Source organism: Sphingobium yanoikuyae (genome assembly GCF_013001025.1).
Taxonomy (GTDB): Bacteria; Pseudomonadota; Alphaproteobacteria; order Sphingomonadales; family Sphingomonadaceae; genus Sphingobium; species Sphingobium yanoikuyae_A.
The window spans coordinates 3,795,910-3,811,826 of the sequence record NZ_CP053021.1 but is presented as its reverse complement, the minus strand read 5'-3'; the positions used below and the strand labels follow the sequence as shown (position 1 = coordinate 3,811,826).

14 protein-coding genes are annotated in these 15,917 nt (G+C 66.0%); 5 read left to right on the top strand and 9 right to left on the bottom strand.

Annotation, left to right across the window (positions count from 1 at the left end; genetic code table 11):
- Positions 1-77 precede the first annotated feature (77 nt).
- Positions 78-2,780 (top strand): phosphoenolpyruvate carboxylase, encoded by a 2,703-nt coding sequence (ppc, locus tag HH800_RS18290; RefSeq protein WP_169861953.1) that lies wholly within the window; start codon positions 78-80, stop codon positions 2,778-2,780.
- Between the two features lie 179 nt (positions 2,781-2,959).
- Here the strand turns inward: ppc and HH800_RS18285 are convergent, their stop codons facing one another.
- The gene (locus tag HH800_RS18285; protein ID WP_169861952.1) at positions 2,960-3,874 is read right to left on the bottom strand and encodes a bifunctional helix-turn-helix transcriptional regulator/GNAT family N-acetyltransferase; all 915 of its coding nucleotides are present in this window, start codon (positions 3,872-3,874) and stop codon (positions 2,960-2,962) included.
- Positions 3,875-4,037: 163 nt separating this feature from the next.
- A complete protein-coding gene (locus tag HH800_RS18280; RefSeq protein WP_004208639.1) occupies positions 4,038-4,592 on the bottom strand; it encodes an outer membrane protein in 555 nt (184 codons plus the stop codon).
- 315 nt (positions 4,593-4,907) lie between these two features.
- On the opposite strand from HH800_RS18280, the gene HH800_RS18275 reads away from it, so the two are divergent.
- Complete coding sequence (locus HH800_RS18275) at positions 4,908-5,630, top strand: peptidase (RefSeq protein WP_169861951.1); 723 nt, start codon at positions 4,908-4,910, stop codon at positions 5,628-5,630.
- A 14-nt stretch (positions 5,631-5,644) separates the two neighbouring features.
- The gene (locus tag HH800_RS18270) at positions 5,645-6,331 is read left to right on the top strand and encodes a hypothetical protein (RefSeq protein ID WP_169861950.1); all 687 of its coding nucleotides are present in this window, start codon (positions 5,645-5,647) and stop codon (positions 6,329-6,331) included.
- 104 nt (positions 6,332-6,435) lie between these two features.
- On the opposite strand, the gene HH800_RS18265 is transcribed toward HH800_RS18270, so the two are convergent.
- The gene (locus tag HH800_RS18265; protein WP_004208636.1) at positions 6,436-6,888 is read right to left on the bottom strand and encodes a peptidylprolyl isomerase; all 453 of its coding nucleotides are present in this window, start codon (positions 6,886-6,888) and stop codon (positions 6,436-6,438) included.
- A gap of 183 nt (positions 6,889-7,071) precedes the next feature.
- Between HH800_RS18265 and mgtE the strand changes: the two genes are divergently transcribed.
- Positions 7,072-8,523 carry a magnesium transporter gene (gene mgtE / locus HH800_RS18260; protein ID WP_169861949.1) on the top strand — a complete coding sequence of 484 codons (1,452 nt, stop codon included), beginning with the start codon at positions 7,072-7,074 and terminating at the stop codon, positions 8,521-8,523.
- Between the two features lie 23 nt (positions 8,524-8,546).
- Positions 8,547-8,945, top strand: coding sequence for a DUF1489 family protein (locus HH800_RS18255; protein ID WP_007710206.1), 399 nt, complete (start codon positions 8,547-8,549; stop codon positions 8,943-8,945).
- 19 nt (positions 8,946-8,964) lie between these two features.
- On the opposite strand, the gene HH800_RS18250 is transcribed toward HH800_RS18255, so the two are convergent.
- The 6 genes from HH800_RS18250 to HH800_RS18225 all read right to left on the bottom strand — a co-directional run bounded on the left by HH800_RS18250 (position 8,965) and on the right by HH800_RS18225 (position 15,897).
- Positions 8,965-10,281 (bottom strand): metal-dependent hydrolase family protein, encoded by a 1,317-nt coding sequence (locus HH800_RS18250; protein ID WP_037508412.1) that lies wholly within the window; start codon positions 10,279-10,281, stop codon positions 8,965-8,967.
- 67 nt (positions 10,282-10,348) lie between these two features.
- A complete protein-coding gene (locus HH800_RS18245; RefSeq protein WP_169861948.1) occupies positions 10,349-11,767 on the bottom strand; it encodes a UdgX family uracil-DNA binding protein in 1,419 nt (472 codons plus the stop codon).
- A gap of 10 nt (positions 11,768-11,777) precedes the next feature.
- Positions 11,778-12,248: a hemerythrin domain-containing protein gene (locus HH800_RS18240; protein ID WP_017500069.1), complete on the bottom strand. Its 471-nt coding sequence runs from the start codon at positions 12,246-12,248 to the stop codon at positions 11,778-11,780.
- Positions 12,249-12,309: 61 nt separating this feature from the next.
- Entirely contained in the window at positions 12,310-12,666 is a 357-nt protein-coding gene (locus tag HH800_RS18235) for a hypothetical protein (RefSeq protein WP_010339604.1), read from the bottom strand.
- 82 nt (positions 12,667-12,748) lie between these two features.
- The gene (locus tag HH800_RS18230) at positions 12,749-13,990 is read right to left on the bottom strand and encodes a putative DNA modification/repair radical SAM protein (protein WP_169861947.1); all 1,242 of its coding nucleotides are present in this window, start codon (positions 13,988-13,990) and stop codon (positions 12,749-12,751) included.
- 44 nt (positions 13,991-14,034) lie between these two features.
- Positions 14,035-15,897 (bottom strand): CHASE3 domain-containing protein, encoded by a 1,863-nt coding sequence (locus tag HH800_RS18225; RefSeq protein WP_169861946.1) that lies wholly within the window; start codon positions 15,895-15,897, stop codon positions 14,035-14,037.
- Between the last annotated feature and the right edge of the window lie 20 nt (positions 15,898-15,917).

Here is a 15,917-nt window from a genome sequence, read left to right as displayed (position 1 = left end):
CCGTATTGGCGACTTTGCCAGCGTTGGCCGCGTAATATCTTGACCATCGCATTGTTGCGATGCAGCATCGATCCATCATGGAGAGCATAAACCCCGCCCAATCCGCGCCTGCGATCACGCAGAATCCCGACATCCGTTATCTGGGACGCCTGCTGGGCGATGTCATTCGGGCCTATGGCGGGGAGAAACTCTACAAGCAGACCGAATATATCCGCTCCGCCTCGGTCGATCGCGCGCGCGGGCTGCAGGGCGCCGACCTGACCGACACGGGCCTCGATGCCCTCAATCTCGACGACACGCTCAACTTCACCCGCGGCTTCATGCTGTTCTCGATGCTCGCCAATCTGGCCGAGGATCGGCAGGGCGTGGCGGCGGAACCGGGCGCCGATGTCGCGTCGGCGGTGGCCAAGCTCGAATCGCATGGCATCGGCAAGGATGCGGTGCTGGAATTGCTGTCGCACAGCCTGATCGTGCCGGTGCTGACCGCCCACCCGACCGAGGTGCGGCGCAAGAGCATGATCGATCACAAGAATCGCATCGCCGACCTGATGCAGCTCAAGGATGCCGGGCGGACCGAGACGGATGACGGCGAGAATCTGGACGAGGCGATCTTCCGCCAGATCGCGCTGTTGTGGCAGACGCGGCCGCTGCGCCGCGAAAAATTGTTCGTGCAGGACGAGATCGACAATGTCCTGACCTATTTCCGCGACATCTTCCTGCCGACGCTGCCGGCGCTCTATGGCCGGTGGGAACGGGTGCTGGGCGCGCGGCCGCACAGCTTCCTTCGGGTCGGCAACTGGATCGGCGGCGACCGTGACGGCAACCCGTTCGTCCAGGCGCCGCAGCTGCGATCGGCGCTGGGCCGCGGCTGCGAGGCGGCGCTGGCCTATTATATGGAATCGATCCATGCGCTGGGCGCGGAATTGTCGGTCTCGACCGAACTCGCCCATGTGCCCGAAGCGGTGCTGGCGCTGGCGGAGGCGAGCGGCGACGCATCGCCCAGCCGCCAGGACGAGCCCTATCGCCGCGCCATTTCGGGCATTTATGCGCGACTGGCGACCACCTATGTCCATCTGGTCGGCAAGGCGCCGCCGCGCCCGTCGGCACTGAAGGGCGAGCCTTACGCCGCGCCGGGCGATTTCCGCCGCGACCTCGTCACCGTGGCGCAGGGGCTGGCGAGCGAGGGTGATGGCGCGCTGTCGACCGGCGGCGCGCTCGGCCGGCTGATCCGCGCGGTCGAAACCTTCGGCTTCCATCTCGCCACGCTCGACATGCGGCAGAATAGCGACGTGCATCAGCGCGTGGTCGCCGAACTGCTGAAGGTGGCCGGGGTCGAGGCGGATTATGCTGGGCTGGACGAATTTGCCCGCATCGCCCTGCTGCGCAGGGAACTGGCGACGAACCGGCCGCTCGGCACGCGCTTTTCGGAATATTCCGAGGAAACGGCGTCGGAACTGGCGATCGTCCATGCCGCCGCCGAGGCGCACCGCACCTATGGGCCGCAGTGCATCACCCATTATATCATTTCCAAGGCCGAAAGCGTGTCAGACATGCTGGAGGTCAACATCCTGCTGAAGGAAGCGGGCCTGTGGCGCGCCCCGGAAAATGGTGACCCGGCCAAGGCGGCGATCATGTCGATCCCGCTGTTCGAGACGATCGGCGACCTTGAGGCCGCGCCCAAGATCATGACCGCCTATTTCGGCCTGCCCGAAATTGCCGGGGTGGTGCAGGCGCGCGGCCATCAGGAAGTGATGATCGGCTATTCCGACAGCAACAAGGATGGCGGCTACATCACCTCGACCTGGAGCCTCTACAAAGCGAGCCAGGCGCTGGAGCCGGTCTTTGCCGAGGCCGGGGCGGCGATGCAGCTGTTCCATGGTCGCGGCGGCGCGGTCGGGCGCGGTGGCGGCTCCGCCTTCAAGGCGATCCAGGCGCAGCCGCGCGGCAGCGTGCAGGGGCGCATCCGCATCACCGAACAGGGCGAGGTGATCGCGGCCAAGTTCGGCACGCGCGACGTGGCGATGACCAATCTGGAGGCGATGACCAGCGCGACCCTGCTTGCCAGCCTGGAACCCGAAGGCGTGTCGGCGAAGGATGCCGCCCGCTTTGCCGCGGCGATGGACGAGCTGTCGAAGAATGCCTTCACCGCCTATCGCGACCTGGTTTACGGCACCGAGGGGTTCAAGGAATTCTTCCGCCAGCTCACCCCGATCCAGGAAATCTCCGGCCTCAAGATCGGGTCGCGTCCGGCGAGCCGGACCAAGAGCACCGCGATCGAGGATCTGCGCGCCATTCCCTGGGTGTTCAGCTGGGCACAGGCGCGGGTGATGCTGCCGGGCTGGTATGGTTTCGGCCATGCGATCGCCGCGTTCGAGGACAAGGCGCTGCTGGCGGACATGGCGCAGCATTGGTCCTTCCTGCAGTCGGCGCTGGCCAATCTGGAGATGGTGCTGGCGAAGTCGGACCTGGGCATTGCGGCGCGATATCTGCCGCTGGTCGAGGACCAGGCCAAGGCGGAAACGCTGTTCGGGCGTATCCGCGAAGGCTGGTCGCTGACCCATGACGGGCTGCTGGCGGCCACCGGCCAGTCGCGCCTGCTGGAACGGAGCCCGACGACCGAGACGTCGATCCGGCTGCGGCTTCCCTATATCGAGCCGCTCAATCTGCTGCAGGTCGAACTGCTCAAGCGCTATCGCGCCGGCGAGGATGATGCCCGGATCAAGGAAGGCATCGAACTGTCGATCAACGCGATCGCGACCGCGCTGCGCAACAGCGGCTGAGTTGGAACGCTACGGAGCGGGTGGGGATGGCGGACCCGCTCTGTAGGATCTGCCGCGCTTAACTTCGCACATTTCCCGCACATTTTGATCGTATCGATCAATTGTGGGAAATCATGTTGCGAGCGGCCGGTCGGTCCATCCCTCTTATAGCATCGCCCTGCTGGGTAGGACAGGCGCGGTTAGGGGAGGAGGGCGACGCGCCAGGTCTCGCCCTCGATCGGGTCGCCGAAGACGGTGTGGACGTCGCTCGACACGCAGACGAAGCCATGCCGGGCATAGATGCGGCGGGCGGGTTCCAATATCTTGTGCGTCCAGAGGGTGACGGCGCGATAGCGTTTGTCACGAGCGAATTGCAGGCAGGTGGCGACCAGCGCGTCGCCGATGCCGCGCCGCCGGGCAAAGGGCTCGACATGGAGCAGGCGCAGCCGGGCGAGGCCGTCGCCCTCGTCGGTCAGGAATATCGCGCCGGCCATCACGCCGTCGATCTCCGCGATCCAGCATTGTTCGCGGTCCGGCTTGAAGTCGCGCAGAAAGGCGGCGACGGTTTCGGCCTCCAGCGTTTCGAGCGGCCGGCCCCAGCCATGGCTGGCGGCGTAGAGGATCGACTGGCGGGTGACGACCTGGCTGACCTCGCCGGTGCGGAAGGGGCGAATGGTGAAGGGGCCGCCGCTGGCGGGATCGAGCAACAGCCGCGCGCGGGTGAGCGCCTGGAGCAGATCCTGCTGCTCGACGCTGTCGAGCCGGTCCAGATCCTGGGCGACGACGGCGCGCTGGCGGCTGTCGATCTGGTCGAAGGCGGCGCGGCCGGCGGTGGTCAGGCGGATCGGCCGGGCGCGGGCGTCGGCCGCTTCCTGGTCGCGGACGATCCAGTCCTTCTTCTCGAAGCGCGAGATCATGCGGCTCAAATAGCCGCGATCCAGGTCCAGTTCGGCCTGGAGCGTGCTGGCCAGCACCGGTTCCAGCCGGGCAATCTCGAACAGCAGCCGCGCCTCGGGCAGGTTGGCGTCGCTGTCGAGGAAGCGCGCGTCGATCGCCCCCACATGGCGGGTGAAGAAGCGGTTGAAGGTGCGGATGGTTGCAATGGCCTGTTCCATGCCGACGCTTCAGCATGGAATGTTGACTTAGTCAACTATATTGGAACAGGCGAATGCGGGACGGCCGCAGTCCATGGCCGTCCCGCACCCCAGATCCCTTTATGGAAAGGGATGAAGGCTGGGCGGGCGGGCCGATCAATGACCGGCCCACCCGTTCATGCGATCAATATTTGACGACGACGCCGGCCATCGGGCGGATCGAATGGAAATTGCCGGTCGTGTCGGCCTGGACGCGCAGGCGGACATTGCTGCGCTCGGCCGAGCTGCCAAGGTCGGCGGGCGACAGTTCGAGTCCCGCGCCATAGGTCATGCCATGATAGTCGCGGCTATCCTTGCCCAGCGCGTCGAAATTGGTCCACTGATAGCCGACCTTGCCGAAGAACATGCTGTCCTTGCCGGCCTTCACGCCGACGCGGCCGGCCGCGCCATATTCCCAGTCGATGTCGCCGCTGACGCCCTTGGACACGGTGCCTTCGACGCCGAGCACGAGCGGGCCGGCAACATTATAGTTCACGCCCGCGACGCCTTCGACCATGCGGCCCTTGTAGCCGACGGGAGGAATGCCCTCCTTGCTGGTCTCGCTGTCATAATTATGCACGCCCGCCATCACGCCGACATAGGGTTCGATGCGGCGGGTGGAGCTGCTGTCTTCCTGCGCCATCGCGGCGGCAGGCAACAGGGTGGCGGCAGCAACTGCCGTGAAAAGCAGTGTCTTCATGGGGGTGACCCTTTATCTGTTTCTGAAAATTAGGCCGGGGTGTGGACCCGCCGGCATGTCCCGTGCGCTGCAAGCGTCTGCGAGGACATGGGGCATCAATGGTCGGGGCCGGCGGAAGGTTTCCTGAACGAAATGCGAAATATTGCCCGGACCATGATTATGTGTTGGAAACGACACGGTTTCTGTCAGGGGGATGAACGAAAGTCGCTTTTTCTGAACCGCAGATAAATGCCCGATCTTGAACCGCTTTTCATTCACCACCAATTCAACCGCGCGGCGTTAACCGGGGTCATGAAGCATATGAGGAGACAGGCAATGACGCGGACCGGATCACGATTCCTGGCTGCGCTTGGTCTCGTGAGCGCGATGGCCCTGGGGGGCTGCGCCTATGATGACGGCTATGGTTATGGCGGCGTGAGCGTCGGCACCGGCTATTATGGCGGTGGCGGCTATTATGGCGACGGCTATTATGGCCCTTATGGCTATGCGCCGGGCGGCTATGGCGGCTGGTACAATGACTATTATTATCCGGGACGCGGCTATTATGTCTATGACCGCGCCGGTGCGCGGCATCGCTGGAATGACAGCCAGCGCCGCTACTGGGAAGCGCGTCGCAAGGACCGGCCGGGCAATGGTCGGCCCGGTGACGGCAGGCCCGGTTATGGGCGACCCGGTGATGGACGTCCGGGGGATGGTCGGCCGGGCTGGGACCGTCCGGGTGACGGGCGCCCCGATGGCAATCGACCGGGCGACGGGCGTCCTGGCGGTCGCCCCGGCTGGAATGGCGGTGATGGTCGGCCCAATGACGGCAATTGGAGCCGTCCGCGCCCGCCGCGCGGCAATGACACGCCCGGCCGCGGGCGTCCCGGCGCCAGCGGCGGCGACCAGCGCTATGTGCCACAGCCCGGCCAGCGCCCGCCCCAGGCGAGCCGCCCGCCGCGCGACATGGGCGGCAGCGCCCGTCCGGCGCCGCGCATGCGGTCGGACGCCGGGACAAGGGGCGGCGGCCGCGAACCGGTTCGGACCCGGCCCCAATAATGCGGGAGACGTTCATGAGGGGAATGACCGGCGCCGCGTTGTTGCTGGGCCTGACGAGTCTGGCCGCCTGTGACGGGCGGGAGGAAAGCGCGATCGACAATCTGGCCAATGGCGCCAATGCCAGCCAGGTCGAGAATAATGTCCGGGCCGAGGCGCAAGCGCTGATGGAGCCGCTGGCGCCGCCGGCGCCCGGCACGCCCGGCGGCCTGCCGGTCGAACCGGCACCGGCCGAGGAAGGCGCGATCGACCCCGACAGCGCGCAGGGCGCGGCGCAGGTGGTGCAGGGCTATTATGGCCTGCTGGAAGAAAAGCGCTTCAGCGACGCGCAGGATCTGTGGAACGACAAGAGCGCGATCGGCGCGCAGGATGATGCGCATTTCGCCGCGCGCTTCCGTGGCTTCAACGAGATCCATGCCAATATCGGCAGCCCGGCCGAGATCGAGGGCGCGGCCGGATCAAGCTTCGTGACGGTGCCGGTGCAGGTCTATGGCCGGCTGAAGGCGAACGGCAAGCCCTGGTATCGGCTGCGCCAGGTGGTGCTGCGCCGGGTCGATGCGGTGCCGGGCGCAAGCGAGGCGGACCGGCGCTGGCATATCGAATCGATCGGCGCCTATGTCGCGCCGCCGGCGGACGAGGCGGACAATGCGACCCAGACCGCGCAGCTGATTTCCGCGACCGACGGCATGGCCCGGAAACACTGACCCGGAAACGCAGACACCGGCGCGGCGGGGCCGCACCGGTGTCGGGGCTTGGCCTGCCGCCAGTCCCGTCGCGGGGCTGGCAGCGGCCGGAAGGACAATGTCGCTTAGGCGACGGTCGCCTTGACGATCTTGCCCGGAGTCTTGGGCGGCTCACCCTTGGGCAGCGCGTCGACATGTTCCATGCCCGAGGTGACTTCGCCCCAGACGGTATATTGGCCGTCGAGGAAGGTGGCGTCGTCGAAGCAGATGAAGAACTGGCTGTTGGCGCTGTTCGGGTTCATCGCGCGGGCCATCGAACACACGCCGCGGACATGCGGCTCGCGGCTGAATTCGGCCTTGATGTCGGGCAGCTTGGAACCGCCCATGCCGGTGCCGGTCGGATCGCCGCCCTGCGCCATGAAGCCGGGGATGACGCGGTGGAAGACCACGCCGTCATAGAAGCCGTCCTTGGCAAGGGTGGTGATGCGTTCGACATGGCCGGGCGCCAGGTCCGGGCGCAGCTTGATCACGACGTCGCCGCCGCTGTCGAGGGAAAGGGTAAGGGTTTCGTCGGCCATGAAAGATCCTCTCATTGGGGAAGGCGTTGATCGCCTCATATAGAGGCTTGGGATGGGGATGGAAGCGGCTGTTTGGCAAAGCCTGTCCCATCTGTTGCCAAAGCGCGTCCAACCCCATTGCAATTATATTGTGCATCGGCGAAAGCATCGAAATGTTACAGGAACCGGACAGTTGCGCGCGCCATGACCGAACGTGGCGATTTGGCCGAGCCGCGGCCGCACGAGGAACTTGCTGACGAGAGTCTGATCTCGGCCGGTATGGAGCAGGCCGAGTCGAGCCTGGACGAGGATGACCGGCTGAAGCCCGAATTCCTGTCCGCCGTGCTGGATGCGGTGGACGAAGGCGATATCGACCATGCACGCGAGCTGGTCTCGCCGCTGCACCCCGCCGACATTGCCGACCTTCTGGAACTGACGCCCGCCGAGCAGCGTGGCGAAGTGGCCGCCGCACTGGGCGATCTGGTCGGCGCGGAGGTTCTGTCCGAACTCAATGATTATGTGCGCGACGACCTGATCGGCGCGCTGGCGCCCGAACAGGTCGCCGAATTCGCCTCCGAACTCGATACCGACGACGCCGTCGCGATCATCGAGGACATGGAGGAGGCCGACCAGCAGGCGGTGCTGGAGGCGATGGAGCCGGAAGATCGCGCCGCGATCGAGTCCGCGCTGTCCTATCCCGAAGAATCCGCCGGCCGCATGATGCAGCGCGACCTGGTCGCGGTGCCCGAGCATATGACGGTCGGCCAGGTGATCGACTATCTGCGCGACAATGGCGACCTGACCCGTGATTTCTGGGAAATCTTCGTCGTCGATGAAGGGCATAAGCCGATCGGCACCTGTCAGCTGAGCTGGGTGCTGACCTGTCCGCGCGGCATCGCCATGGCCGACCTGATGAAGCGCGAGCAGACGCTGATCCCGGTCGACATGGACCAGGAAGAAGTGGCGCTGCGCTTCCAGAAATATGCGCTGATTTCCGCCGCAGTGATCGATGGCAGCGGCCGGCTGGTCGGCATGATCACGGTCGACGACATCGTCCACATCATTTCCGAGGAAGCGGGCGAGGATATTCTCCGCCTGTCGGGTGCGGGCGAAGGCGACATCAACGAGCCGGTGATGGACAGCTATCGCGCGCGCGTGCGCTGGCTGCTGACCAATTTGCTGACCGCGCTGGTGGCGTCCACCATCATCGGCATTTTCGAGAATACGATCGAGAAGATGGTGGCGCTTGCGACGCTGATGCCGATCGTCGCGGGCGTGGGCGGCAATGCCGGCAGCCAGACCATGGCGGTGACGGTGCGCGCGCTCGCCACCAACCAGATTACCGGGTCGAACGCCCGCCGCACCATATTGCGCGAAATTCGCGTGGCGTTGCTCAACGGCTGCACCGTGGCGCTGGTGCTGGGGCTGGGCGTGGGGCTGGTGTTCCACAATGTCGCGCTGGGCGGCGTGATAGCCGCGGCGATGATGACCAATATCGTGACGGCCGGGCTGGCGGGCGCGGCGGTGCCGCTGGCGTTCGACCGGATGAACCTCGACCCGGCGGTGGCATCCTCCATCTTCGTCACCATGATCACGGATTCGATGGGCTTCTTCGCTTTTCTGGGGCTGGCGACGGCGGCGGGATTGACCGGCTGAGCCGCCGCCCCATTTTGACGCCAATGCCGCTGCACCTGACCAAGATCGCCTTCCAGAGCGAAAGCCCCGCGACCCTCAAGGCCTGGCTGGAAAGCCATGCGGACGAGGCGCGCCTGACCACCCGCTACCTGCCCAAGCGGCTGGAGGAGATGGATGGCGGATCGCTCTACTGGATTCACGGCCATGCGCTGGTCGGCCGCAGTCCGATTCTGGGATTTCAGGAGACCGGGCAGGGGCGCTACTGGATCCGGCTGGCGCCGCGGTTGATCCCGGTGCGGACGGCGCCCAAGCGCGCGCATCAGGGTTGGCGTTATCTGGAGGACAAGGATGCGCCGCCCGATCTGGGCGGGGGCGAGGCGGACGATCTGGAAGCGATGCCGCCGGCCATGCTGAACGAACTGGCGCGGCTGGGGCTGGTCTGACGCCAGCCCCAGGCGAGGTTCAGATCATCGGCTTGCCATCGGCCTTCACCACGGCGCCGCCCTTCATGACGAAGCCGACCTTTTCGAGCTGGCGGACATCGGCCAGCGGATCGCCGTCGACCGCGATCAGGTCGGCATAGCGGCCGGCCTGCAGCGTGCCGACATCGGCGCTGCCCAGCAGGTCGGCGGCATTGGCGGTGGCGGCCTTGATCGCCTCCATCGCCGGCATGCCCGCGCGCACCATCAGCGCGAATTCCTGCGCATTTTCGCCATGGTCGGACAGGCCGAACGTGTCGGTGCCAAAGGCGATCTTGACTCCGGCGGCATAGGCATCGCGCAGATTCTTCTGCAGCAGCGGGCCGATCACCAGCGCCTTTTCGGCGGTCGAGGGATTGAGCTGTTCGGGATGTTCCTTGGCGCGCTGATAGACGCGCTCGCCCACCAGCATGGTCGGCACCAGATAGGCGCCATATTGCTTGAAGATCTTGTAGCTGCCGGCGTCGGCATAGGAACCATGCTCGATCGAATCGACGCCCAGCGCAATCGTATGGTCGATCGCCTCCTTGCCATGGGCATGGGCCGCGACCTTCATGCCCAGGCTATGGGCCGTGTCGATCACCGCCTTGATCTCCTCGTCGGTCATCAACTGATGCTTGGGATCGTCGCCGATCGACATGACCCCGCCCGAGGGCATGATCTTGATGAGGTCGGCGCCTTCGCGCTTCAGCCGGCGCACGGCGATGCGGGCGGCTTCCGGGCTGTCGATCACATTGTCGCTGATGTGGGGAATGTCGGCAAATTCGACGCGCAGGCCGTTGACCGCGTCGCCATGGCCGCCGGTCGGGCCGAGCGGCGTGCCGGCCACCCACAGGCGCGGACCGGGGATGACGGCGCCGTCGATCGATTTCTTGAGCGCGACGATCACCTGCGTATCGGCGCCGCAGTCGCGGACCGAGGTGAAGCCGGCGAGCAGCGTGTTGCGCACGAAGCCGGTCGCCTCGATCGCGTCCTCATAGGCGCTGCGCGTCACCGCGTTGCGGATCGGGTCGCCGCTGTGCCAGCCGGCGGTGATATGGTCATGGGTGTCGATCAGGCCCGGCAGCACGGTCTTGGCCGACAGGTCGATCACCTCGGCGCCGGCGGGCGTGACGAAGCCGGACTGGATCGCGGTGATGCGATCGTCATGGATCAGGATCGACACTTTCTCGCGCGCGGCAGCGCCGGTGCCGTCGATCATCCGTCCGGCATGGACCACGACATCCTTGGCCATTACGGCCGGCGCCGACATCGCGACCATGCTGCATGCGGCCAGCGCTGCTGCCTTCCCCCAGATCATGTAACCCCCTGTTTAATTTGATAGCGGCAGCGTCGCGCGCAGCGGGCCGGCCGTCAACGCATTTATATCAGGTCCGGGCGTGGAGCCTTTCGCCGACCATCCGCAGGTCGGCGACGAAGCGGGCCTGTTCCTGCGCCTGGCGATCGGGGTCGGGCAGGCGCAGCAGATAGCTGGGATGGACGGTGATCCAGGCTTCGGCACCGTCGTCGAGCGGGATCGGGCGTCCGCGCATCGCGCCGATCGTCACCGGCTTGCCCAGCAGGGCGCGGGCCGCGGTGGCGCCCAAAGCGACGATGATGCGCGGGCGGATCAGGTCCAGTTCCTGTTCCAGCCACCAGCGACAGGCCCTGATCTCCGGCACGTCAGGAGTCTGGTGCAGGCGGCGCTTGCCGCGCTGTTCATATTTGAAATGCTTGACGGCGTTGGTGACATAGGCGCGCGCGCGATCCACGCCGGCCTCCGCCAGCGCCGTGTCGAACAATTGCCCGGCGGGGCCGACAAAGGGGCGGCCGGCCAGATCCTCCTGATCGCCCGGCTGTTCGCCGATGAAGAGCAAAGATGCGTCGAGCGGACCTTCGCCGAACACGGTCTGCGTGGCTGGTCCGTGCAGCGGGCAGCGGGTGCAGGTCATCGCCTCGTCACGCAGCGCCTGCCAGACGGCACGGAGATTGCCGGGGCGGGCTGTCGGGCGGGGTGCGGTGCGCGGGGCGGTGGCGATCATCGCCGCCTCGCGCGCCTGGGCGCCGGCGACCAGATCGGGGATCAGGGCGGCTTCGGGCAGGTTGCGCCAATATTTGCGCGGCATTTCCGACAGCATCGCCCCGGTCTTTAAGCGGGCCGGGTTGAAGATGGCGGCATAATAGCCCTTCCACACATCTTCGACCGGATCCTCGGCCGGGGCGTCGCCGCGTTGCGCGCCGGGGCCTTCGGTCAATATGTCGCCATCCCAATGGATGCTGACCTCCGGCGTCAGGATCGACCAGCGCATCGATGCGAAGCGGCGCGTGAAGAAGCCGGCATTGGCGCGGACGATATGATGGTCGGGCTCGAACCAGGCGATGAAGCGCGGGCCGTCGCCTTCATCCAGTTCGCGGAAACGGAGGAAGGCGCGCATTTTGTGGATATCGCGTCGCACCGCCTTGGCCAGATCCTCGACCCGGCGCAGCAGCGGATCGGCGCGATCCTCCATCCGGCCGGGCACCGCGCGCACCGCCAGCAACAGGCTGTAGAGCAGGGCGAAGCGGGCGGGGTCGCGATGGAGGATCGCGCTTTGCGCCAGTTCGACAAAGGCGCGGGGCACGGAGAAGACCGCATCCGCCGGAGCGGGGGGCAGGGGCGTCGCGTCACTGCCGAACAGGTCGGGCGCGGCGCTGCCCGCAACATCCCAGAGGATGGTGTCGGCGGGAATGGCGGCCAGGGCCAGCGCGCGGGCCGCATCGCGCCAGCCCTCAAAATCGTCCGACCCCGCCAGCGTCACCCGATGCATGGCCGTCCGGTCAGTCCTCCGCCTCGGCACGGGCCAGTTCGGCGGGCTTGCGGCGCGCGAACAGCTTCGCCAGCTTTTCCTCCTCGGCGGCGCTCAGTTCCTTGGCGGCGTCGGGGAACATCTCTTCCTCTTCCTCCTCGATATGGTGGAGGTAGCGCTTCTTCAACTGGTCGAAGGTGCGGCGCCAGGCATCACCGTTGAATTTGAGGCCGTCCAGTTCCTCCAGAAAATCGTCGATTTCCTTATGTTCGGACACGCTGTGCTGCGCATCCTCGCGCAGGTCCGGCTGGGCGAGCATGGTGGCGTAGAGCGTCTCCTCCTCGGCGGCGGCATGGGCCGTCACCTCGACCTTGAACTGGTCGAACAGCTTTTCCAGCCGGTCGTCATCCTTTTCGCGCGTCGCTTCCGCCATCTTGTCGAACAGCTGGCGATGGGCGTCATGATCCTGTTTCAGGCGATCGAAAATGCTGGCCTTGGCCATGGGCAATCCTCCTTCATGCGATGAAGGGGGAAACGACAGCCTGGTAAAAAGGGTCCGGTGCTTAGCCGAACAGCGCGTGGAAGATGATCGCGACCGGTACCCAGAGCAGCGCGCCCAGCAGGCTGGTGCCCCAGAGCTGGAGCAGGTCGCGGCGGAAGCGCAGGCGCAGGCCGGCATGGGACAGGCCGCTATGGTCGAGCATCTGCCAGCGATGTTCGAGCGCGCGGGCGGCGATGGCGAAACCGCCGATCGCGATGATGACGCCAAGGTGCAGGACCAGCGAGCCACCCATCTTGGCGACGATGAAGATCTGAAGCAGGCAGAAGACGACAAGGGCGGCCGCAAGATGCGTGCTGATGCGCTTGGCAAAGCCTGCGCCCTGCCGCTCCATGGCCTGATTGTCGAAAAGTGTCGCCAAAGTCCCGATCCCCTTGCTGATCGTGTTACAAGAGTTTCATGAACCGTGCTTGCGATCAACCGCAAAATTGCCTCGGCTCCCCTTAAAAAAGTTCGAGCTGGGCGGCGGGACGCCGCAACTGTGCCGACAGATCGACTCGGTCGGCCAATTGCACCGGGCGCCAGTCGACGGCGATCAGGAAGGGGCGCAGCTTGACGATGGATGTGGTCAGGCGCGCGACATCCTCCAGCCGCAGCCGGCGATGGCGCCGGCTGGCCAGGATGCGATCGACCGCCATCACCCCCAGCCCCGGCACCCGCAGCAGCATTTCGCGCGGCGCATGGTTGACGTCGACCGGGAAGCTGGCGCGATGCTGCAAGGCCCAGGCCAGCTTGGGATCGATGTCGAGCGGCAGGCAGCCACTGTCCCGGTCGGTCGCGGCGGCGACTTCGGCTGCGGAATAGCCATAGAAGCGCATCATCCAGTCCGACTGGTAGAGCCGATGCTCGCGCATCAGCGGCGGGCGCTTGAGCGGCAATACGCTGCTGGGCGAGGGGATGGGGGAGAAGGCGCTGTAATAGACGCGGCGCAGCCGGTGCCGGTCATAAAGGCTGCTCGCGCGCTGGATGATGGCGCGATCGTCGGCGGCATCGGCGCCGACGATCATCTGGGTCGACTGGCCCGCCGGGGCAAAGCGCGGGGCGTGGCGATATTTGCGGCGGGCGTCGCCCATATCGTCCATCTGGCTGCGCATCTGCGCCATCGCCCCCTCGATCCGGCGGCCGTCCTTTTCCGGCGCCAGCCGCTTGAGGCCGGGCTCGGTCGGCAGCTCGACATTGATCGACAGCCGATCGGCATGGAGGCCGGCCTGACGCAGCAGCTCGGGATCGGCGTCGGGAATGGTCTTCAGATGGATATAGCCGCGAAAATCATGATCCTCGCGCAGGCTGCGGGCGACCTCGACCATCTGCTCCATCGTATAGTCGGACGAGCGGATGATGCCGGAGGAGAGGAACAGCCCCTCGATATAGTTGCGGCGGTAGAAGCTGAGCGTGAGGTCGACCACTTCGCGCGCGGTGAAGCGGGCGCGGCGGACATCGCTCGACCGGCGATTGATGCAATAATGGCAGTCGAAGATGCAGCTGTTGGTCAGCAGGATTTTCAGCAGCGAGATGCAGCGGCCGTCGGGCGCATAGGCATGGCAAATGCCCATGCCTTCGGTCGAGCCTATCCCCTTGCCGTCGCGCGAATCCCGCTTGGTCGTGCCCGACGAGGCGCAGGACGCATCATATTTGGCGGCATCGGCAAGGATTTCGAGCTTTTCACGGGTGGACAGGGCGGACATATGTTCATGTTACGTTCCATATGCCGCCTTGTCCATAATGCAGATCAGGCCGGTTCCTCGTCCAGCACCTGGCGCACCTTGCCGGCGAGCTGGTCCATGGTGAAGGGCTTGGCCAGGAAGGCGACGCCGGGATCGAGCATGCCGTTATGGACGATGGCGTTGCGGGTATAGCCGGTGGTGTAGAGGACGCGCAGCTCCGGCCGGTCGGCACGGGCGCGGTCGGCCAGGATGCGGCCGTTGATGCCGGGCATGACGATGTCGGTGAAGAGCAGGTCGACCCGCGGTTCGATCGCCAGCATCGCCAGCGCCTGTTCGCCATCGGCGGCCTGGACGATGGTGTAGCCCAGCTCGCGCAGGGAATCGACCGACATGTGCCGCACCCTATCCTCATCCTCGACCACCAGGATGATCTCGTCCCCCTGGGCGCGGGGCAGGTCGAGGGCGATGGCGGGCGCCATCGGATCGGCGACCGGCACGCCATAATGGCGGGGCAGATAGATTTTGATCGTACTGCCCTGACCGGGTTCGGAATAGATTTTCACATGGCCGTGCGACTGGCGGACGAAGCCGAACACCTGGCTGAGGCCCAGGCCCGTGCCCTTGCCCACGCCCTTGGTGGTGAAGAAGGGGTCGAAGGCGCGCTCGACCACGTCGGGCGTCATGCCGGTGCCGCTGTCGGTGACCGACACCAGCACATATTGGCCGGGGATCACCTCCGCATGGGCGGCGGCATAGGCATCGTCGAGATAGGCATTGCCGGTTTCGACCGTCAGCCGGCCACCATCGGGCATGGCGTCGCGGCCATTGACGCACAGGTTCAGGATCGCCGCTTCCAGCTGGCCGGGATCGATGCTGGCCCGCCACAGGCCGCCGGCCAGCACGCTTTCCACCCGCACCCGCTCGCCGATCGTCCGGCGCAGCATGTCCGACATGCCGCCCACCAGCTTGTTCACATCGGTCGATTGCGGCGCCAGCGGCTGCTGGCGCGAGAAGGCGAGCAGCCGCGCGGTCAGTTGCGCGGCGCGCTGCGCGCCCTCGGTCGCATTGTCGAGGCCGTTGCTGATGCGCCGATCGATATCGGCGGGCAGGCGCCGCCGCGCCATGTCGAGCGAGCCGATGACGACGGCGAGCATATTGTTGAAGTCATGGGCGATGCCGCCGGTCAGCTGGCCGATCGATTCCATCTTCTGCAACTGGCGGACCTGCGCCTCCATCGCCGTGCGCTGTTCCGCTTCGCTGACCAGCCGGTCATTGGCGTCCGCGAGTGCGCGCTTGGCGGCGATCGCCTCCACCATGCGGCGGCGGGCGTTGCGCAGCGCCAGCAGGCCCAGGATGATGACCAGTGCGCCGCTGACCGCCAGGCTGGCCGTCACCATGGTGGTCAGCCGGTTAGCCTCGACACTGCGCAGGCGCAGCAGCTGCTCCTCGCGTGCCTTCATCCCGGCGATATGGGTGTGAATCGTCGCCATCGACATGAGGCCGGGGGCGAAGGCGTTGGGATCGACCGGCAGGCCGCGCCGGCGCAGTTCGATGCCGCCCTCCAGCAGGGTCAGTCGCTGGTCGAGCATCCGCCCCAGCGCATCGACGGCTGCAGCCTGGTCCGCATTGTCCTGCACATCGGCGCGCAATTGCGCGATCTCGCGCGGCCAGTCCGCCTTGAACGTGTCGAACGGCCCCAGAAAGGGATCCTGCCGGGTCAGCATATAGCCGCGCTGGGCGCTTTCGGCGGCCTGCACCCGCGACAGGATCACCGACAGGCGGTTTTCGACGCGCAGCGTGTGGTTGACCCAGCCGATCTCGGCTTGCTGGCTGCGATAGAGCCAGATGGTGCCGCCTACCGCGATGATGACGGTGGCAAGCGCGAGCAGCAGAACGACGATGGATCGTTCGGGGCGGAGCGCATTCATCTGGTCTTAATGGGCAATTA